Origin of the sequence: Shewanella sp. N2AIL, from assembly GCF_022690845.1 — a bacterium.
GTDB lineage: Bacteria > Pseudomonadota > Gammaproteobacteria > Enterobacterales > Shewanellaceae > Shewanella > Shewanella baltica.
Genome location: NZ_JALBYT010000045.1, coordinates 1 through 19,976, shown reverse-complemented (window position 1 = coordinate 19,976; position 19,976 = coordinate 1). Strand labels below are relative to the sequence as shown.

The 19,976-nt window shown below is 47.9% G+C and carries 16 protein-coding genes; 7 read left to right on the top strand and 9 right to left on the bottom strand.

Translation table 11 applies throughout. From position 1 onward, the window contains the following. Positions 1-64 precede the first annotated feature (64 nt). The gene (locus MO387_RS19465) at positions 65-1,219 is read right to left on the bottom strand and encodes an alpha/beta hydrolase-fold protein (protein WP_107947001.1); all 1,155 of its coding nucleotides are present in this window, start codon (positions 1,217-1,219) and stop codon (positions 65-67) included. A gap of 370 nt (positions 1,220-1,589) precedes the next feature. Here MO387_RS19465 and MO387_RS19460 point away from each other — a divergent pair, with 370 nt between their 5' ends. After that, on the top strand, positions 1,590-2,411 hold the full coding sequence (locus tag MO387_RS19460; RefSeq protein WP_107947000.1) for a DUF2797 domain-containing protein: 822 nt from the start codon (positions 1,590-1,592) through the stop codon (positions 2,409-2,411). Positions 2,412-2,659: 248 nt separating this feature from the next. On the opposite strand, the gene MO387_RS19455 is transcribed toward MO387_RS19460, so the two are convergent. After that, the gene (locus MO387_RS19455; protein ID WP_107946999.1) at positions 2,660-3,379 is read right to left on the bottom strand and encodes a DUF4136 domain-containing protein; all 720 of its coding nucleotides are present in this window, start codon (positions 3,377-3,379) and stop codon (positions 2,660-2,662) included. A gap of 398 nt (positions 3,380-3,777) precedes the next feature. Here MO387_RS19455 and MO387_RS19450 point away from each other — a divergent pair, with 398 nt between their 5' ends. Both MO387_RS19450 and MO387_RS19445 read left to right on the top strand, forming a co-directional pair. Beyond that, positions 3,778-4,371 carry a LysE family translocator gene (locus MO387_RS19450; protein WP_063883196.1) on the top strand — a complete coding sequence of 198 codons (594 nt, stop codon included), beginning with the start codon at positions 3,778-3,780 and terminating at the stop codon, positions 4,369-4,371. 27 nt (positions 4,372-4,398) lie between these two features. Then, positions 4,399-4,947 (top strand): DUF1415 domain-containing protein, encoded by a 549-nt coding sequence (locus tag MO387_RS19445; RefSeq protein ID WP_107946998.1) that lies wholly within the window; start codon positions 4,399-4,401, stop codon positions 4,945-4,947. A 300-nt stretch (positions 4,948-5,247) separates the two neighbouring features. Here the strand turns inward: MO387_RS19445 and MO387_RS19440 are convergent, their stop codons facing one another. From MO387_RS19440 to MO387_RS19410, 7 genes are all read right to left on the bottom strand, one after another. Further along, positions 5,248-6,150 (bottom strand): cell division protein, encoded by a 903-nt coding sequence (locus MO387_RS19440; RefSeq protein ID WP_107946996.1) that lies wholly within the window; start codon positions 6,148-6,150, stop codon positions 5,248-5,250. A 406-nt stretch (positions 6,151-6,556) separates the two neighbouring features. Further along, a complete protein-coding gene (locus tag MO387_RS19435; RefSeq protein WP_107946994.1) occupies positions 6,557-7,846 on the bottom strand; it encodes an acetyl-CoA hydrolase/transferase C-terminal domain-containing protein in 1,290 nt (429 codons plus the stop codon). A gap of 169 nt (positions 7,847-8,015) precedes the next feature. Continuing rightward, the gene (locus MO387_RS19430) at positions 8,016-9,137 is read right to left on the bottom strand and encodes an ABC transporter permease (protein WP_006085299.1); all 1,122 of its coding nucleotides are present in this window, start codon (positions 9,135-9,137) and stop codon (positions 8,016-8,018) included. After that, positions 9,127-10,083, bottom strand: a complete 957-nt coding sequence (locus MO387_RS19425; protein ID WP_006081050.1) for an ABC transporter ATP-binding protein — start codon at positions 10,081-10,083, stop codon at positions 9,127-9,129. Before MO387_RS19425 ends, MO387_RS19430 begins: the two co-directional genes overlap by 11 nt. After that, entirely contained in the window at positions 10,080-11,219 is a 1,140-nt protein-coding gene (locus tag MO387_RS19420) for an HlyD family efflux transporter periplasmic adaptor subunit (protein WP_107946993.1), read from the bottom strand. The genes MO387_RS19425 and MO387_RS19420 overlap by 4 nt, the downstream gene beginning before the upstream one ends. Continuing rightward, positions 11,216-11,917, bottom strand: a complete 702-nt coding sequence (locus MO387_RS19415) for a TetR/AcrR family transcriptional regulator (RefSeq protein WP_006085296.1) — start codon at positions 11,915-11,917, stop codon at positions 11,216-11,218. Before MO387_RS19415 ends, MO387_RS19420 begins: the two co-directional genes overlap by 4 nt. A 124-nt stretch (positions 11,918-12,041) precedes the next feature. Further along, the gene (locus MO387_RS19410) at positions 12,042-12,389 is read right to left on the bottom strand and encodes a hypothetical protein (protein ID WP_107950176.1); all 348 of its coding nucleotides are present in this window, start codon (positions 12,387-12,389) and stop codon (positions 12,042-12,044) included. Between the two features lie 863 nt (positions 12,390-13,252). Between MO387_RS19410 and MO387_RS19405 the strand changes: the two genes are divergently transcribed. From MO387_RS19405 to MO387_RS19390, 4 genes are all read left to right on the top strand, one after another. Further along, positions 13,253-14,110: a hypothetical protein gene (locus MO387_RS19405; protein ID WP_006085294.1), complete on the top strand. Its 858-nt coding sequence runs from the start codon at positions 13,253-13,255 to the stop codon at positions 14,108-14,110. Between the two features lie 11 nt (positions 14,111-14,121). After that, positions 14,122-15,450, top strand: a complete 1,329-nt coding sequence (locus tag MO387_RS19400) for a DUF4785 domain-containing protein (protein WP_071939046.1) — start codon at positions 14,122-14,124, stop codon at positions 15,448-15,450. A gap of 502 nt (positions 15,451-15,952) precedes the next feature. Continuing rightward, complete coding sequence (locus MO387_RS19395) at positions 15,953-19,219, top strand: winged helix-turn-helix domain-containing protein (RefSeq protein ID WP_107946992.1); 3,267 nt, start codon at positions 15,953-15,955, stop codon at positions 19,217-19,219. 22 nt (positions 19,220-19,241) lie between these two features. Further along, complete coding sequence (locus MO387_RS19390; RefSeq protein ID WP_063883207.1) at positions 19,242-19,616, top strand: DP-EP family protein; 375 nt, start codon at positions 19,242-19,244, stop codon at positions 19,614-19,616. Positions 19,617-19,976: the final 360 nt, after the last annotated feature.

Here is a 19,976-nt window from a genome sequence, read left to right as displayed (position 1 = left end):
CCTAGCCGCGTGAGACTTGTCCAAACATGTTGCAACTTTGTAGTTAACCCCTCTCTTGGGGCGGTTACTTTTTCGCTTGCGACTGCAAGCGCTTAGCTTGACTGAGGATCTCATTTAAAAACACGGAATCCGTTTGTTTTGCCAGTAGCACGGCTTTGTCGGAGGCTTTTATCGCTTGTTCCAGCTGTCCATCCAGATCATAGGCGGTCGCTAAACTGTCCCATAACACCTCTGAATTGGGGAACGCGCGCGTCCCCTCTGCGAGAATTTCAACGCCCCAAGCCGTTTTTTGTTCATAAGTCGCTTTGAGCCCATAAACATTATATTGCTGAGCAAAGAGTGGAAAGTCATAGCCAAACTCAGCGCTCTTTTGTCGATAGAAGTGTTTTAGGTCCTTGAGTGGCATAACGGCAATTTCAGGCACAGCATTCCAACCGGCAAAAAGGGTCTTTAACGCCTCAATATTGCCAACAAGCGGTGTACTGTCGTGGGTTTCATCGGGGAAATGTTTGTAAAACCAATACAGCTGCTTTGATGCGTTACCCGTTGAGTTTGCACCTAAGCCGTCTTGCAACTGCTTAATTTGCGCCGCAAACGCGCTCGCCATTTCATTGGGTTCACTTGCCATACTCAAAAACCAGCGCAGTGGTTTTGCACGCTTAGCGTGTAATAACTCGGCCGACTTAAGCACTAGCCAATCACTGTCCCACCATAAACTGGGACTGATTGAAATCACCGCATCAAATTGGCTATTAGGCGTCATTGCCACATAACTGCTAAACAGCCCAGCTAAGGAATGGCCCGTGAGTATTTGATAATCCGAGGTGCGGTATTTTTTGCCTAATTCGCTGAGTAGCTCTTGCTCTAAAAATTGCCTGAACTGTTCAGCACTACCGGAGCTGTCTTTGAATTTATCGATTTGAGTCGGCGTGAAATACTTCATCCGTTGATCCGAACTCACACCAACGGTGATCATTTCCGGAATAATGGCATAAGTACTTAAAAAACCGACATTCGCCGCCACATGCTCAAATTGGGTAGAGCCATCTAATACGATTAATACCGGATAGTTAAAGTCGTTGGAATGCGCATAGGTATCTGGCAAATGGATTTGTAAGTTGATGTTATCATTCAAAATTTCTGAATGAATTACCGTCTTATCCGTCTGTGCGAAGACAGCCGTTGAAAAGAAGAACATCAGCACTAAAACCAACCGCATAAGTACACCTCCATTTGTAATGCTGGGTAACTTACTGGTTTTCATCATAAGACTCAAATCATTACCCTCAAAAAGTCTGATTAAGACGATGGAGTTGAGTACAGTTTACAAAGACGCACTTAATCAGCTCATTCAATCGACTAATTCAATCGACTCTGGTCATTAACGCCATCAATCGACTCGCTTATTGACTGACTTATCGATTCACTTATCGCCTTACTTATCGACTCACTTATCTAGAATTCCTATCTAAACTGGCTTGGATAATCTTGTATACTGACGGCCACGCAATGACGATATAACGAAAGTGTGCACTAGACCGCATGATGAGCGACTAAGCTGCACCAGAACGCAACACATTAGGATTACCATGTTAGGAACGCTAAAAAAGATGCGCGTACAGTTAGATGACGCGCAACAAGTGCAATATCAACTCGTTGTCGGTGATGAGTTACTCCCGCTCAATCCATTGATAGGCAAGCAATTAACCTTGACCCACACGGGCAATATCTTCTGCTGCAACTGCGGTAAAAAGAGTAAGAAGAGTTACTCGCAGGGCCACTGTTTTGTCTGTATGCAAAAGCTGGCGAGTTGCGATATGTGCATCATGAAGCCGGAAACTTGCCATTACGACCAAGGCACTTGCCGCGAACCCGAGTGGGCCCAGAGCCACTGTTTTGTGCCGCATTATGTGTATTTGGCCAATACTTCGGGCGTAAAAGTCGGCATCACCCGCCACACACAACTGCCCACCCGTTGGATTGACCAAGGTGCCACCCAAGGTTTGCCGATTTTTAAAGTGCCAACAAGGCAACTCTCAGGTCTGGTCGAAGTTGAATTGGCGAAACTGGTCAACGATAAAACCCATTGGCAAGCCATGTTAAAGGGCCACGCCGACGATATCGATTTGAATGCGAAAGCCGCAGAACTGATCCCGCAAATTGAGGCGAAGTTGCACGAAATCGGTATGCAAAAAGGCGATTACAGTATCGAGCGTTTAGATGAAACGATTCAGCCGATTCATTATCCCATCGACACCTTTCCGAAGAAGATCACTTCTCACAACTTCGATAAAAATGGGGTGGTGAGCGGGATTTTGCAGGGGATTAAAGGTCAGTATTTAATGTTTGATACGGGCGTGATTAACATTCGTAAGTTTTCATCCTACGAGATCAGCGTCGAACACGACTGATTGCCTGAAATCGAAACGGGCCTTACCCGTTAAAATGAAAAAGCGCGGCAGTTTTCACTGTCGCGCCCTTTATTGAGATGGCTGTCACTAAAATACCATGCCTCACCATTCAAAAATGGGAGCTAGCGCCACAAATGTGGGACCGAGCCGCTCAATTACGCACTAATCCCGTTTATCTGGCGAATGCTCTTATCAAGATGCTGATTCACTCAGGCCAGAACTGAAACGAAGCAAGACTAAAACGCTGACTAAGGTGCCACATTAACCGATGGTATATTGGCCACCATGCTGGCAATTAAACTGTCGAAGTTTTCGGTTAGCTCATCCATCTTTTTAATGTTGCCAAAACCTTGGGCAAGCACACGCCAAATGGGCTCGTCACCGCCGCCCTTTATTTTAGTCGGCTTAAACAGTGCTATCACCACAGTGCCTTTGTCATACTTTTTAGTGTTCACACCGTCGGTCGAAAGCCCAGCAACCAAGCCTGTTACCGCCAGAATTTGCTCATCGCTCATTTCAGTGCCCATGGCGACACCAAAGCCAACCTGAAAATCCGCCAGTTGTGGATCTTCAACCCAGCGATATCCCTTATTCTGCAAACTCTGTTCGAGTACATCTTGCATGTGCTGTAACACTTGCTGCGGCTCTAAGCGCTTGTCTGTGATAATTTTTTGAAACTTGGGATGCCAAGTGTACGTCATGGCAGTTGGTGGTAATTCACTGAGATCGCCAGACATCACGACTGTGGTTCGCAGCGGCTGCGCCGCGTTATCCGTCACAGTCACGCACCCAGTAAGACCTAAAACGCCCGTGAACAGCAGCACTAACACTGCTAAATATCTATTGAGCACTCGGCTAATATCTAGATTTAGTCCTCGACTTAGGCTTAGATCCTGCCTTCGGCTTAGGCCCCGATTAAGCTCTCCACTTCGCTCTCGATGTAACGCGTTATGCAGCGGATTGATCATGCACTGTTCCCTCATTTTATAAAATTCTGTCTAAGGATAGTCGCTATTGCTAAAACTGAAAGTTGATATGCATCATAGTGTTAAATCAGCATATTCCAATATAGATTGATGTTCTCGCCATCACTGGGAAATCAGCAGCCTGCGCTAATACTCTCCATTCAAAATTGAGCCTCTTAGTGCTTCAACCTATTTTGTTATTCTTTTTCGTTTATAAACTCGCTATGCCGTATAGGCGCGGCAATATTTAACCGCTAGAATGCCTCGCCTGCGCTGCAATCAAACGCAGCAAAAACTTGCTAGCCACACAGTATTGCGCAAGCAGATGCGACGGCCGCGGCCGAAATATCGCCATTAATCACAATGCCATACAACGAAAATGAAAGGTGTGAGATCTATCTATGGAGTTAATACTCGCTATCGCGCTATTCGCCTTCTCATCGGGGATCACCCCAGGGCCGAACAACATTATGCTGATGACCTCAGGGGTTAACTTTGGCGTGAAACGCAGTATTCCGCATCTGCTGGGAATAAGCCTTGGCTTCCCAACCATGATCCTCGCGATCGGCTTGGGCTTAAGCGCGCTCTTCCAAAGCTATCCTATCATCCATCAAGTGATTAAAGTCGTCGGTATAGGTTACCTTTTGTATCTTTCTTGGCTTATCGCCAACAGCAGTAGCAAGATGGAAGGCAAAGCCATTGCCAAACCCTTCAGTTTTATCCAAGCTGCGGCGTTTCAATGGGTGAATCCTAAGGGCTGGATTATGGCGGTGGGCGCGATTGCAACGTTCACATCAGTACAGCAAGATTTAACCCCGCAGGTCATCACTATCGCGACAGTATTTTTATGTGTCGCCTTCCCCTGCGCCATTGTGTGGCTCGGTTTTGGCGTGGCCTTTAAGCGAATTTTAAAAAATGAGCGCCAGCAGAAGATCTTCAATATCACTATGGCAGTCTTGCTTGTGGCGTCTATCATCCCTATGATCGCTCCCTAATTTTTGTCAGCACGAGCCACGACCACCATGAACGAAATCGACATGATCATTGAACAAACCGACAACTGGGTCAAAAAAGTGATCATGAAATACAATATTTGCCCCTTCGCCAGACAAGAAGTCGAACGCGGCAGTATTCGGTATCTGGTGGTGGAACAAACTAAAGTCAAACTAGTACTCAAGGCATTGATCGAAGAATGCCAATACCTCGACGCCCACCCCGAATCCGAAACCACACTGTTTATTCTGCCCCGTGGTTTTGAGGGGTTTTATGCTTATCTCGACCTCATCGACATGGCAACCGATACGCTTATCGAACACGAGTACGAAGGCACTTACCAACTCGCCACCTTTCACCCAGACTATTGTTTCGATGGCGAACCACAGGACGGGGCAGCCAACTTCACCAACCGCGCGCCCTACCCAACCCTGCACATCATCCGCGAAGCCAGCATGGAGTTAGCCCTTGCTAACTACAACGATCCCGAAACCATCCCAGAGCGCAATATCGCCTTTTGCGAACGCAAAGGCAGCGACTTTTTCGTCAAACTGTTAGCAGAATGCATGGGGAAATAGCTTCGTTTCTTTAAACAACAGAGAGCAGTTATACAAAGCAAGACAGGATTTATTGGGCTGTTGACGTTATTCCAAGTTAGACATTAAGCACTATCATTCCAGTGACACGCCGTGAACTCGTCCATGAGGGCTCGACGACGGCATCCATGCCGCCAACGGTCACTTACATGCCAGTGCTTAATTCAGTTAACCTTTGCACATATCTTCGACCCAGCCAGAACAAATATTTAACCCAAATACACTGTCACCACCTTAACTCTTTGATCTTCTTATATAAACTTATCAATAACGGCTGACACATCAACAGCGGGTCGCATTCACACCACCCTTATTATTGTTAGACTTGTTCACTTCAATTTCAGCCATTGATTCACGTTCAAACTTAAGAGCTTCGGAACGATCACCGAGATACCGAGGTAGACAACCTAATGCCATAAAGCCACCTAAACTTTGTTCGTGATGACCGACAATTAAGCCGCCGTAACAATTATGCGCATGACAACCACTGAGCAAGGTTGCATTATTTGTAATCAAAATATTACTCGGCCTTACTAAAATCTCTACCCCATTTCTTAAAAATCGGCCTCGTTTTATAACAACTTTATTTGGTGGTTTGAAGTCTATCTCTATAAGTATCTTACGATGTGCCTCCCGAATTGAAAGCCTTGTACCAACTAGCTGGATATCCCATGGTGCAGTAGAGTAATAAAGCTGATTATTTTTAATATGAAGAACTGGTGCATTAAATTCATCAAAAATAACAAGATTTAAGAGTAAATGTCCATCCGCCATAACCAGCCCAATCAAGGGAGTACCATCTACGCTAATAGGTACCATTGCGGTTCCATATCCTTGATCCTCACATGTGAAGCTATTTCCGCCAATCTCAATTTCAGCAGTTTTTCCCGAAAAATGAAGGCAGTATGGTTTAGAAACGCCTTCACGAAGATTAAATGGATCTGAATCAGCATTGCGTACCATTTCTTTGGGCAGGAACCCACCCGTTTTTTCTCTATGGTGTTGATCGCACAATAGCGTTATTTCTTCAGCGACATGGCGCTTAACGCTAGCCCATTCCTCCATATGCTCATATTCATAGAGTGGCATTCCGCAGATAACACAACCGAAGCCACAACGTTGCCTAACCTCTCGTTGAATAGGGAGAGGTATATTCCTACTATTACAATCTTGATCCTTGGTCATTCAGATTCCTTTTTGAAGCTAACCTTTAATTGATGTACTGCACGTTTACCTTAACTAAACCAACAAAATGCACACGCTCAGCCTCCAAACCTGCAGCCTGAACATCAACCTTACAATATATGATTGATTTTAAATGCCGCTAAACTTAGCAATATTAATAAAAGTAAGCCCCAAAAATTTTCAAATGGTTAGCACCTCTATCAAATTAAAATTTTAACTATTCTTTAAACCGACTCAAAGATGATGATAAATATCAAATTTTATAATAAGAATCGAATGTAGTAGCTGACGTGACCTTCGATGACATGGATGTCATCGTAGAGCCGCCATGGATGGCTTCACGGCGTGTCACGGAAGCAACTGCACTCGATTTACAACAGGCAACGATTCAGATTCAAGCAATCACTCAAAGAAGTCTTAATCCCCACACCTCAAAGGCATCACGGCTCAATTGTTCCCTAAAATCTGGGTGAGCGATAGCGATCAACGCTTGTGCCCGTTCGCGCAATGAACGGCCGCGTAGATTGGCAGCGCCATATTCGGTCACAATGTAATGCACATGGGCCCGAGTGGTAACGACACCCGCGCCGGGTGATAACACGCTTGCAATGCGAGAAATCGTGCCGCCTGCAGCCGTGCTGGGCAGAGCAATTACAGAGCGCCCACCTTCGGATAACCCAGCGCCGCGGATGAAATCCATCTGGCCGCCGACGCCGGAATAGATTTTAGTCCCAATCGAATCGGCGCACACTTGGCCAGAAAGGTCGACCTGCAGCGCCGAGTTAATTGCCATTACATTAGGGTTTGTACGGATAATGGACGTGTCGTTGACTTGCTCTATGTCCATAAAGATAACCGCAGGATTATCATCAACATAGTCGTATAACTTTTGACTCCCCAGGGCAAAACCTGTGACTAATTTCCCCAGATAAAATCGCTTCTTGCTGTTGTTAATCACGCCCTTTTCAACCAGTTGTAATATGCCGTCAGAAAATAGCTCAGTGTGAACGCCCAAATCCTTATGGTCGGTTAAGCAAGATAAAACAGCATCGGGGATTGCGCCTATGCCCATCTGCAGGCAATCACCATCGCGTACCAATTGGGCGACATTTTTGCCAATCGCCAGACTCACGGCATCGCCCGTACCAAAAGAATGGATCGGCAAGGCCGCACTTTCTTCATACACAGCAGCAAAACGGTCGATATGGATAAACCCATCGCCGTGGGTGCGTGGCATTTGTGGATTAATATGGGCGATGATCTTGCCCGCCACTTGGCAGGCAGCAAGCGTGGCTTCGACCGAGATCCCTAAGGAACACATGCCGTGCTTATCGGGCGGCGACACTTGGATAATCGCAGTATCAATTTTTTGCTCGCCGGAGCGAAATAACTTAGGCACTTCAGACAGGAAAATCGGCACGTAATCCGCATCACCACTTTGCAATAATGCCCGCGTCGGCAGACCACCGAAAAAACATCGATGGCGTAAATGTCCCTGTAAACTCGGATGGCTTAAGGATTCAGCGCCCTCTGTATGTAATTGTAATAAGGTGAGATTGTCTTTAGTGAGTGCGTGCTGCGCCAACGCTTCGAGTAAGATACGCGGCGTGGCGCCCATGGAATGCGTCCACAGCGTCTCGCCACTTTGAATTAATGCAACGGCTTCGAGCGCGCTATGACAAATGATTGCAGGCATAATGAATTCCCTTCCCTAAGCATGATGGCGGCAATGGCCCTAGCGGTAGTGTAAGGGATATCCTAATTAAGCAATATCGATTTCAATGGCTTAGCGCGACTGTTTATCTATAGTTTGCGCTATATCAAAACTCGGCACTTTGCTCTTAGCAAAAATGCCGAGCACAGGGCTAATCCAAGCGCTTCGAGAATCTCATGCTGGCGATAAATAGCCCGATACAGGTAAAACCTATCATCCACAGGGCATCAAATTGCAGATCCATCACTTGGGCATCGCGTAGCACTATGGCCCGTGACATGCGCATAAAGTGGGTTGCGGGTAAGGCTTCGGCAATCCACTGCGCCGCGATAGGCATGGCTTCGTAGGGGAACATAAACCCCGACAAGAGAATCGATGGCAGCAGGATAAATACCGTCATTTGCATCGATTGCAGCTGGGTTTTAGCTATGGTCGAAATCACTAATCCTAAGGTTAAACTGGCGCAAATGAACAACATAGCGGCAAGGGCGATGGAATCGATCCCGCCGCGAATCGGCACATCAAACAACAGATGCCCTGCGCTCAGGATAATGGTCACTTGCACAAAGCCGACGATCACATAGGGCACGATTTTACCCAGCATCAACTCCAGCGGCCGTACTGGCGTAGTGATCAAAAACTCCATATTGCCCTGCTCGCGCTCACGCACTATGGCGGCGGAGGTAAACATCACCATGGTCATAGTCAAAATCACCCCCAGCAGGCCGGGCACTATATTGACCACAGAGCGTTGCTCAGGGTTGAAATATTGCACCACTTCAAAACTCGGCATCACGGCTTTTTGCGCTCTCCCTGCGACTTCATCCAGCGGCATTTGCCTAAGGCTACGAATGGTTGAGGCGACAACCGTATCAGAACCGTCCACCAGCCATTGCCCTACTGGCTGAGCTAAATATTGCTGACCCGCAAAGCTTGGGTGACGCACTAAGCGCTCATCAAGATCGGCGGGCAAATACAGCACAGCTTTAACTTCACCGCGAGTGATCGCCGCCTCTGCCTCGGCTGCACTTAAATAACGCTGTTTGAAATCCACCACCTGCGTCGCTTCCACCGCCTGCACCAATGAGCGGCTGTAGGCAGAATCGCTCAAATTCACCAGCCCCGCGGGCAGATGGCGCGCATCGGTATTGATGGCATAACCAAACAACATCAGTTGCACCAGCGGGATCATGACTATCATGCCAAAGGTCATACGATCCCGTGATAATTGCCGCAGCTCTTTGACGACAATTGCAAAAATTCTACGCCACATGGTCAGTTTCTCCCTTGGACACCCCAGCCAAACGCTCGCCGGTGCAAGTGACAAACACATCCTCTAGGCTAGCGCGCACTTCTTCCATCGTCCGGCTGGCAACCCGAGGTTTAAGCCAAGCGAGCGGATCTTCAATATCGCTGCGCACTAACACCCGCAAACGACTGCCGATTTGCGCCGCCGACAATACCGCTGACTCGCTGATCAATGATTGTTTTAAATTGCGTAAATCATCCCCTGAAATTTCAACCACCCGAGCGCCCATCGCCGCCATCAGCTGCTGGGGTGAACCGTCGGCGCGTTTTATCCCCCGCTCTAAAATCGCCAGACCGTGGCAACGCTCGGCTTCATCCATATAGTGAGTCGACACAAGAATCGTGGTGCCTTGGGCGCAGAGATCGAATAAGCGCTCCCAAAACTCGCGCCGATTCTCGGGATCGACCGCTGAAGTCGGCTCATCGAGAAACAGCAATTCGGGGTGATGCAAGGTCGCCGCCGCTAAGGCCAAACGCTGTTTCTGGCCGCCACTCATGGAGCCTGCCATTTGTTTTTCTCGGCCGACTAAATCGTACAGCGTGACTAACTCGGCTATCCGTAGCTTTGAGGCTCGGCGGTTCAAACCATAAATTTGCGCGACAAACTCTAAGTTTTCCCGCACAGAAAGATTGTCGTACAGGGAGAATTTTTGCGTCATATAGCCGATGCGGCGACGCAGTTTTTCCTCGGCGCCGGGTAAGGTTTCACCCAAGACGCGGATTTCCCCCGACGTTGGGCTCAGCAGCCCAGTCAACATGCGGATTGATGTGGATTTTCCGCAGCCATTGGGGCCAAGAAATCCATAAATGGTTCCCTTGGGAATGGCGAGGTCGAGGTTTTCCACCGCATTGACGCCGCCAAAGGCGCGGGTCATGCCTTGGGTCTCGATAGCAAAATCGGCGTGGCTCATGGCTGTTTCACTTTTTGTTGCACTTTTGGCTGCACATCGAGTTCCACAGCTAATGCCATGCCCGTCGGCAAATCCTGACCCGCGGCGGAAATGGTGATATCAGTCAGATACATCAGCCGCGCTCGATCACGTTCATTAAGCGCATAAAACGGCGTATAAGCGGGTTGACTGCGGATATTGCGCACTGTGCCAGCAATCGGCATTTCGCGGCCATCCACTCGGATATTGACCTTATCACCCGCCTTCACTCTGTCTAACCAAGTCGCGGGCAGATAAACCCGCACATAGGGATCCTCACTCGCCAACAAACCAATCAACTGAGTACCCGCCGCAATGCGATCGCCCACACGCCAAGGTAGCGTATCAACAACGGCGTCACGCGCCGCCACTAAGCTCAAGTCGGCTAAGGCTTTTTGTTCGATGGCGACACTGGCGCTGGCGGCGGCCACCGCGGCTTTGGCTTGTTCTAGCTGCTCACTACGGGTGCCATTTTCTAATAGGCGCAGGCTTTGCTCGGCCTCGGCTTGCTTGGCTAAACTGGTATCCCGCGCTGCACGGGCGGTATCTAAATCCGCTTGGCTCAGCACTTTGGTGGCATACAAACGGTTAGTACGCTCAAAGGCTCGCTGCGCTTCCTTCACGCTGGCATTCGCCCCATCGAGCACGGCCTTGGCGCGTTCTATATCCTCTAAACGCGCACCAGTCACCGCCTCAGAAAGTTTAGCCTTGGCCTGTTCAAGCTCGGCTTGACGCAGGGCAAGGCGCGCATTGGCCGAGGTCGAATCGAGCGTGAGTAGCACCTCGCCCGCCTTAACCTGCTGACCTTCAACCACATTTACCTGAGTAATCAACTCACCCACGGGCGCGGTCAGTGTCAGCCTGTCACGCTCGACTGTGCCAAGGACGCTCGGCGACTCTTGGCTGCAAGCCGCTAACTGCAGCAGCAAACAGCCTAAAACGACACCTGTCGCGACTCTTTTAATTAACGCGGTTTGATTAGTTAACTTATTGTTTCTTAACTTGCTGCTACTTAAACTGTTGTTACTTAAACTGTTGTTACTTGAGTTGCTTTTACTGAAACGATTGCGACTAAAATCTTGGTCATTCAACATAGTCAAACCTTTCGTTGAGCTCATGACTGGCTCCTTGGTTCACATAACAGTCCCTGCGTAAAAACCTGCATATTGTGCAGAGCTAAGCGCTGCAAAAGCGCAGCATCGGCATCAAAAAAGCCGAACTGACGCATTAATACGGGCGGGGCAATAAGCGGAAATACCATAAGACTCACAAAACTTAGCCGTGCTAAATCGGGGTCGACACCCTCTTTTAATAATCCCGAATTAACTAAGGTGGATTCGAGCCATTGCCGCGACAGAGTTAACACTTGCTCAAATACAGACAAGATAATTCGATAGGGTTCCGAGCCATCGCCCTCCTGCAATACCCGTATAATCAGCCGTGGCAAGCCAGGGTTGGGCGCCATAACGCGATAGTATGTCTGCATGATTTCGCCGACATTATTCGGCGCTTCAGCCGCGGATATTTCGCGTAAGCGGGTTAATACGGGCTCAAGGGTTTCTCGCACCATTTGTTCGAACAAACCCGCTTTCGAACCAAAATAGTAACGGATAAGCGCGGCATCGACCTCGGCTTCGCGGGCGATTTCACGGGTAGATACAGTAGGATAACTGCGATGACTAAAGAGACTTAAGGCAGCGGTTATTAAGCGTTGACGCGCGTCTGAATTTCCCTTCGGACGACCGAGAATGGGCGGCGATTCAGGTTGGGCGCTAAATGGAACGACGCCCCTAGGACGACCGGGAATAAGCGACATGGCAGGCTCCAGCAAAATTCATCTATTGATGAATATACTGAAACGCCGCGTAAAAAGGCAGCAGTTAAATTCCTCATTTTCATTGGTATTGAGGAATTTAACCCTAAAGCGTCAAGACTAAAATTTATACACCTTTGACTATGGCACCTAAACGGCTGACAAATTGCTGCACGGCTTCGACTGTGTCAAAGCTAAAGGCAAGTCCATAGTGGGTTTCGGTGAGACTCTTATGCAAACGCTTTGGAAAACGAGTCATCTCCGCATTGTGGAAATAATCGTATTTGGCATGCACGCCTGCAATGGTGACGAGTTCGCCAGAAAAAACCTCAAATGCGGGCCGAATAATCAAGTTCGGTGATTTACCGTCGAGGTGTAAATAGAACGCCTCTTTGGTGTCTGGGAGCATGTATTCGGTAATGTTTTTTATGGTGAAGTTAGTGCGGCATTGCAATCCACTTAAGCAGCTCACCATCTCATTATGTTCTATCGCCAAACTTATTCTCCCTTATCTCTTTAATCCTGCCCAAGTCGCATTGCATCTCGTATTTCAGCCCATCGCTCAATCATTGTTTGAATCGCTGTTTCTAATTAGTGATTCAATCAATGTTTCAAATCAACGCTTCAAAAAATGGTTAAATCAATGACTTGATAGCTGACTTATCATAAATGCGTGCATTCTTGGCAGTATGGGTATTTATCACGTTGATACTACTTTAACTCAGCTCAGCCTAATCGGTTTACGCTTTAAATGCACTAAGCTGATGTCGATCTCACAAAGCGAGTGGCTAAGTTTAGCGGATTTATCCAAAAAACCTTTATATACAGAACGATAAACCTATTAACTCAAACGCAAAGCCAATGTCACAGAAAATTCTTTTGCGTAATCGAGCCATGATTTCAAACACCATAAAACACAGTACCATTTATTAGTCATTGCTTATCATCACCTTATCGCCCTCGATATTGACATTAAAACGTATGCTTTAAAATACTGCCATGCTATTCAATTATATGGTGATTTTTTTACTTGCCAGCTCAAAATGTTGCGTCTAGGTTAAGAAGCTTGAGTTAAGTCCTGTTGATAATGGCTAAGTTACGGCAATCACATTGGCTGCCAACCTAAACTAGCGCATTCACCCTATTCGTCGTATTCAGGCCTTAAATCATGTTCTACCCAAAGTGAGTAACCCGCGCCTATGGCGCATATAACCCGAGCCATGTCAGCCGATTTAACGCTAAATTACGGCAAATCCTTAGCATTAACCGATTTGCCCTAAACAGTCGCAACGGACTGCGCGGCCACTATCAACAAGACCAACAACACGAGATATACCCATGAAGATCAAAAAAGCCCTCATGCTCTTGGGTCTGTTAGCTGTCAGCCCAGCGACATTAGCTGCAACCGGAGTTGCCTTTATCCACGGTACGGGTCACCAGACCAATGCCTTAGCCGATTACTGGACGCCCGAATTTGTTAACTCAGTGCGCCAAGGCATCCCAGTGCCAAATAATTACACAGTGATCAACTGCGACTTTGACCAATATATGTGGGAAGAAAGCGCCGCAGGTTGTCTGGCGACCCAGCTCAATAGCTTTATCCAAGCCAAAAATATCGATGACTTAATTCTGCTGACCCACTCCAATGGTGGCAACGTAGTGCGGTGGATTTTATCTAACCCCACGTGGGACAGTCGTTATCCTGCGGTGATCAACGCCACCTCAAAGGTTATCGCCCTCGCCCCATCCAGTGCTGGTACGCCGCTGGCCGATGCGGTGAACCAAGGTAATGTGTTCGAAACCAGCTTAGGCTGGCTCTTAGGCTATGGCAGCAATGCGGTGAAACAACAGCAAGTGGGTTGGATGGCAAACTACAACAACACTATGCTCTACGGCACTGCAGGTCGCCCATCGCTGGGTAAACCCTTCGAGGTCGTGGTGGGCTCAGATGTTGATTCCGCCATTTGGGACAGCGACAGTTACTGCGCGGGTTACCAATACCAAGTCGCGCTCGAAACTACTCAAAACTGGCTCGATAGCTGCTCCGACGGCTTCTTAAATTGCAGCTCGCAAAAGGCAGCTGGCACAGTCTGGTTTACCGATAAACAAAAGACCCGTGGCCAAGAACCCCTAAGCCATCAGCAGAGCCGCCGTGCGTGTTTCAATTTAGACACGCTGATCCGCAACCACATTTAAGGAGCACTAAGATGCACACACTCAGCAAACTTGCCAGTGTCTTGGCGCTAAGCGGACTGCTCGCAGCCTGCCAAGATGAAGCCACACCTATAGATCCAAAAACCAATGCCAGCCCTATGTACGCCAAAGGGTTAACCCTAGCCGCGCCGAGCAATACCGATCTTGTCGATAGCAATATTGCCAGTCCAACACTGGCGCCCATTAACACCAGTACGGATTACATTAGCTTTATCACCCCTTTGTATGGCGAGTATCAGGCAAGCGCGCCGCAGCTTGAACAAGCCAGCCAAAGTGACGAGTATTGGGTCAATGTAACCGGCGCGCAGCTTAATGCGGGCGTGGGCCTCACCATGAGCCAAGCGTCGAGCCTAGTGCGCATTGCGCCTCGGGGCGATACCAGTTCTGGCGCCTTAATGCATGCAGAGGCTATTGCCCCTGAGCGCGTACAAATTCAGCGCGTTAGCCCTAATCAGTCACCCCAAGGCAAAGCGGCCAACAGCAGCGGGATAAACACCAATGAGTCATTGGTCAAATCGATGGCCAACGCCGATGCCCTTGCTAGCGCAGGATTAACCGATGATTCCAGCGCACTGCAAATGTCGGCGAAAGCCACACCGGGCCAATATCGCCTGCAGGTCAGTCAGCCGTTAACGCCAAGCGCCAACTACTTAGTCAATGTGAAGGAAAAAGGCTCGCCCTATCAACTGAGTGTCAAAGCCTCCTCCGCTATCGCGGCTGATGCGCAAACCCTTGGGCTTGAACTCGCACTCAGCCAAAGTGATAACACCTTCGTGCCGCAGGCAACACTCAAGCAAGCCGATGGCGATATGCAACCACTGACGATGGTAAAACAAGGTGAGACATGGCAAGCGGTGATCCCCGCGGGCGTGGCACTTTCGAGCAGTAATGCGGGTTTCAGTGAAGTTGAAATTACAGTGCAAACCCAAGTCGATGGCCGCCCAGTGCAGCGCACGGTCAAATCTGTCTTTAAGTCCTATGTCAATTCGGCGAGCATCAAGCCCGAAGTGCTCACGGTTTGGGATAAAGGTTTGCCTAACCAAATCAACTTTGAGTTATCGGTCGCCGAGGCCGGACGTTTTGGCTTAAGTGGCACGTTAACCGGCACCAATGCCGAAGGTCAAAAGGTGGCGATTCTACGTACCCAAGCGGCTAATTGGCTGACCCCAGAGTCGCCAAAGTTAAAGCTGATGTTAGACCCTAAGCTCATCCAAGCCTCGGGTTTACAGCCGCCATTCGAACTCAATGAGTTAGAACTGCAAGATCAAGGGCAAATGGCCAGATTAAGCTATCAAGCCACGGCATTGATCTTAACCCGCTAACATTAAGCTGCTGATATTAAGGGGCAGATAGAAGACGCGGGCTTTAAATGCCAATGTTAAACCAGAGGCGAGGCTCAAGTTAACCGGCCCAAGCTAACACGGTAAAGTTAGCTCGACAAAGTTAGCCCGCCCGAGTTTTCTCTCTCATTGCAAAGTGCCCATAGTGGGCACTTTTCCATTGTTGATGTTTTGCTAATAAACAGCCAAAAGCCGCCGCGTTATTTAACATGCTACGTAAAGCACAAACTGTTGACAGAAAAATGACAAGCCGCAGATGATTCCCCATAGCTGCCATGAATAAAATTTACATTGATTATCAAGGGTTATTCCTTTTAAATAACAAATGTAATAGGCATAATGTCAAGGCTTTGACATCAAACCTTAGGCTGACAACAGCCGAGCACTTACAATAAAAAACAACAAAAATATAACTATAAGAGTGGTAACTAACGATACGTTTTCCCACAGTACGCTAGCCAATACTCAATAAATGGATATCGTTATGAGTGACAGCACATTTTTCTTTGGTGAATGGCAAATCAATCCCAGCGCCAATAGTCTGCTCCTTGGCAAACAAGTCAAACAACTTGAGCCCAAGGCGATGGATGTGCTGTTATTTCTCTGCCAACGGGCGGGCGAAGTCATCAGCAGTGATAAAATAGTCAGCCACTGCTGGCCGGGTGTTGATACTGGCGACAACCCACTACATAAAATTATCAATCAGTTACGTAGAGCATTAGGCGATAGCGCCACCGATCCCACCTATATAGAAACCATACGCAAACGCGGCTATCGCACCTTAGCCGAAGTGCGTTTTCCTATCGGCCACAAAGCCACCGCCAGCCCGCAAAGTTGGCAAGGCGGCTCGCCCTTTCCGGGTCTGCAAGCCTATAACGCTAACTATGCCGAGGTGTTTTTTGGTCGCAGTGAACAAATCAGCACTTTGCTTAACCGTATCAGCCAGCAAATCATCTATGGTCGTGCCTTCTGTCTGGTTTTAGGCCCAAGTGGCAGCGGTAAATCCTCCCTGATAAATGCCGGTGTTGTGCCCAATTTAATGAAGGGCGGCGGCTATAACGGCATTGGTGTCGCGTCATTCAGCAGCTTAGATTTTGCCGATGTGAGTAAAGGGCAACTGTTAACCGATCTTGCCAGCGCTATGCTCGACTGGGAAATCAACGACACGCCAGTGTTCGAAGGCATGAGTGCCGATACTCTGGCAGTTCAACTCATCGAAGATATCCAAGGCGTAATCAACCAGTGCACCCAAGCTCTCAAGGTTCAGCCCTTTACTCAGCCGTTTTTTGCCTTGTTTATCGACCGATTAGAAGTGTTGCTCTCATCACCGCTATTTAGCGACACCGAGCGCACAGTATTTGTTGAACTGCTGGAACAACTCGCCACCTCTAAGGCCGTGATTATTATCAGTGCCTGTCGCAACGATTTTTATCCTTTACTTGTGGGCTACCCAAGCTTAATGGCCGGCAAATCTCGCGGCGCACACTTTGACTTAGCGCCGCCGACACGCACTGAACTGTTGCAAATGATCCGCCTGCCCGCGGTGGCCGCCAACTTAAGCTGGGAAGTTGACAGCGAAACCGCGATGCCGCTCGATGAAATGCTCTGCAGCGACGCCGCCAGTAACCCAGATGCACTGCCCATGTTGCAATACACGCTGCAGGCCTTGTATTTGCAGCGCAGCGCCGACGATAAGTTATTAGTCTCGGTTTATCATGCCCTTGGCGGTATTGAAGGGGCGATTGGTAAAAATGCCGAGCAAGCGATTTCCCATTTAAGCGATGCCGAAAAAGCCAGTCTGCCACGGATTTTATCCCTGCTAGTCACCTTGCGCGAAGATGAAAAGTCCATCACCAGCCGCACCGCCCGCTGGTCGCAGCTGCAAAGCACCGCCGAAACCGCCCTAGTGCAAGCCATGGTCGATAGCCGCTTATTCGTGTCGCATCTGCAAAATGGTGAACCCTGCTTTAGCATCGCCCACGAAGCCCTGCTGCGCCGTTGGCCACGGGCGACGGCGTGGATTAGCGAACATAGCGACAGCTTGAGTATTAAGAGTCGCCTACAGCATCTTTCAACACGCTGGCTCAGCGAAGCCAAACACAGCGCCTATCTACTCGCTGAAGGTAAACCTTTAAAAGAAGCCCAAAGCCTCAGCCAAAATCCGTTATTCGATTTAGACGATCCCGAAACCGCCTTTATCACAGCCTCCACCAAACGCGCCAATATGCTGCGCTGGACGAGGCGCTTAACCGTCACCCTATTATGCGTCCTCACCCTCACTTCCATTATCATGAGTGTGCGCAGCATAGAAGCTGAAAAACTCGCCCTGCAAAAACGCCTCGCCGCCGAAGATTTGCTCGGCTTTATGGTGGGCGACTTCGCCGACAAGATGCGTGGCATCGGCCGAATGGACTTACTCGACGGGATCAGCAATAAAGCACTGGAATATTTCAGTGATTTTTCCAATACAGAAGATGATGCACACTTAAGTTTTGACGCCCGCTTCCAACACGGCCAAACCTTAGAGGCCATGGGCGAAGTGGCATATTCGCGCAATAAAATCGATGAAGCTCGCAGCGCATTACTCGCAGCGCAAGAAAAAATGCTGCCACTCTTGAGTGTGCAGCCGAAAAACTTAGCCCTACTAAAAACTCTAGGTGCCAATGCCTTTTGGTTAGGGCAGCTTAAGTATGATGTGAGTGATTGGGCGGCGTCACGCCCTTTTTACGAGCAATACTTAAAATACAGCCAAACCATGTACGCCCTTGCGCCCGAAGATAAAGATGCGCTCATGGAGCTATCTTACGCCCATAATACTTTGGGCTCGGTTTCAATGAAGCAGCAAGAATTTACTCAAGCACGGCAGGATTTTGAAGAGTCGCTAAGGCTAAAATTGCTCGCCTTGGCCAAAGCACCTGAGGATAGTCAGCTCATTGCGGATGTGGCGGATACGAGATCTTGGTTAGCGAGTGCAGCCCTCTCTCAGGGTGACTTAAATTCTGCAATCACAATACATAAGCAGCTGCAGGTTGGGTTAGAAGCAATAAGGAAAATAAATAGTGTGGATGGATATCTATTAGACAGACTGGCAAGCAGTTTGAGAAATAGTTCTGATTTATTGGGATATCAAAACCTTACTCAGCAAGCTTTTGATAATGCATTGCAGGGAGAAAGCCTAATGCAGCAGGCTGTAGCTTTAGATCCCGAAAATTCCGCATGGAAAACAAAACTGTATTACCTCAAGTTCCAACTAATGTTGCTTAACGCTACTCTTAAAGATCCTCGTTGTACTTATACACCTGTAACTTTGCAAGCTGAACTTTCAAAAGAAAAGGCTGCTTTTTCTTCCAGTCGTAGATACGGCCCACTGAAAGCTATGCTGCTAAAAAATGCCGCTCAATATTACCAGCTTACTGGGCAGTACCAGAAAAGCTGGGATCTAATAGAAGAAGCAAAAGCTTTACTTACAACATTGATCAATGACGCTCCATATGAATTTAAATATCATGCCAGCATGGCAGAAGTGGAACTACTAAATGCTCAATTATTCAATCAACAACATGATATAAAAGCCATGCAACAGAACTGCATGCGAGCAAAGAATCGACTCATGCAAATTCAGAATAAAGATAGAGATCCCCAATATTTACAACCTTATAGTAGAGCGCTTGACTGTTTAGGGGAACTGGATCGAGATCAAGAACTCGTAAATAGACTAAAACATGCAGGAATACAAAGTATTAAATTTTAACAACACACAAAGGAAATAACAGATGTCAGACAATTATGGACAAGCTCATTATGTTAAAGTCACGGTGGCTCTTGAAAATGGTGAACCTGTGTTCACTTATACAAATGCAGAAGGAAGTGAATGCCCAGGTGATGTGACTATTACTGCTGCTAGCACTATCACTTACCTACTCGATGACCAAACTGGTAAGGGACTTAAATTCGTAGGCGCAGGCTTTTTAACCCCCTTTGATGGCATTATAGATGCTTTGACCCTAAGCAGTGATGGCGCGATATTGCAGATGATCGACCTTGACCACACTTCTGGTACAACTAAGTTTCAGTTTGTACTCACTAATACTAACAATACTTTACTGTTACTTAGCCCTGATCCACAAATCATTAATGATCGTGATTAAAGGATTTTTCTCAGGACCGCCATATCTTTTCGAGATAAGTGCCTCCTGATAAGAAAAGCGGGGACAGTCATATCTTTTCGAGATAAGTGCCTCCTGAAATGAGTTATAAATGCTCTGCTGCTACGGCAGAGCATTTCTCACAAAAGCAGAAAAGCAGGGACAGCCATATCTTTTCGAGATAAGTGCCTCCTGAAATGAGCTATGAAAAAAGCAGAAAAAAGCAGGGACAGCCATAATGCCGTTCACTTAAGAGTGAACGGCATTTTTCTTTGGTCTAACCGGATACTTGTTTTTACTCATTTTAAGGACTCTTGGATAAGCCCTTTCCCGTTTACCATCCAACTTAAATTGCCGTGCATT

Coding starts and splice junctions, on each gene's coding strand:
- MO387_RS19465 (WP_107947001.1), bottom strand. CDS start 1,219: ATGCGGTTGGTTTTAGTGCTGATGTTCTTCTTTTCAACGGCTGTCTTC.
- MO387_RS19460 (WP_107947000.1), top strand. CDS start 1,590: ATGTTAGGAACGCTAAAAAAGATGCGCGTACAGTTAGATGACGCGCAA.
- MO387_RS19455 (WP_107946999.1), bottom strand. CDS start 3,379: ATGATCAATCCGCTGCATAACGCGTTACATCGAGAGCGAAGTGGAGAG.
- MO387_RS19450 (WP_063883196.1), top strand. CDS start 3,778: ATGGAGTTAATACTCGCTATCGCGCTATTCGCCTTCTCATCGGGGATC.
- MO387_RS19445 (WP_107946998.1), top strand. CDS start 4,399: ATGAACGAAATCGACATGATCATTGAACAAACCGACAACTGGGTCAAA.
- MO387_RS19440 (WP_107946996.1), bottom strand. CDS start 6,150: ATGACCAAGGATCAAGATTGTAATAGTAGGAATATACCTCTCCCTATT.
- MO387_RS19435 (WP_107946994.1), bottom strand. CDS start 7,846: ATGCCTGCAATCATTTGTCATAGCGCGCTCGAAGCCGTTGCATTAATT.
- MO387_RS19430 (WP_006085299.1), bottom strand. CDS start 9,137: ATGTGGCGTAGAATTTTTGCAATTGTCGTCAAAGAGCTGCGGCAATTA.
- MO387_RS19425 (WP_006081050.1), bottom strand. CDS start 10,083: ATGAGCCACGCCGATTTTGCTATCGAGACCCAAGGCATGACCCGCGCC.
- MO387_RS19420 (WP_107946993.1), bottom strand. CDS start 11,219: ATGAGCTCAACGAAAGGTTTGACTATGTTGAATGACCAAGATTTTAGT.
- MO387_RS19415 (WP_006085296.1), bottom strand. CDS start 11,917: ATGTCGCTTATTCCCGGTCGTCCTAGGGGCGTCGTTCCATTTAGCGCC.
- MO387_RS19410 (WP_107950176.1), bottom strand. CDS start 12,389: ATGGTGAGCTGCTTAAGTGGATTGCAATGCCGCACTAACTTCACCATA.
- MO387_RS19405 (WP_006085294.1), top strand. CDS start 13,253: ATGAAGATCAAAAAAGCCCTCATGCTCTTGGGTCTGTTAGCTGTCAGC.
- MO387_RS19400 (WP_071939046.1), top strand. CDS start 14,122: ATGCACACACTCAGCAAACTTGCCAGTGTCTTGGCGCTAAGCGGACTG.
- MO387_RS19395 (WP_107946992.1), top strand. CDS start 15,953: ATGAGTGACAGCACATTTTTCTTTGGTGAATGGCAAATCAATCCCAGC.
- MO387_RS19390 (WP_063883207.1), top strand. CDS start 19,242: ATGTCAGACAATTATGGACAAGCTCATTATGTTAAAGTCACGGTGGCT.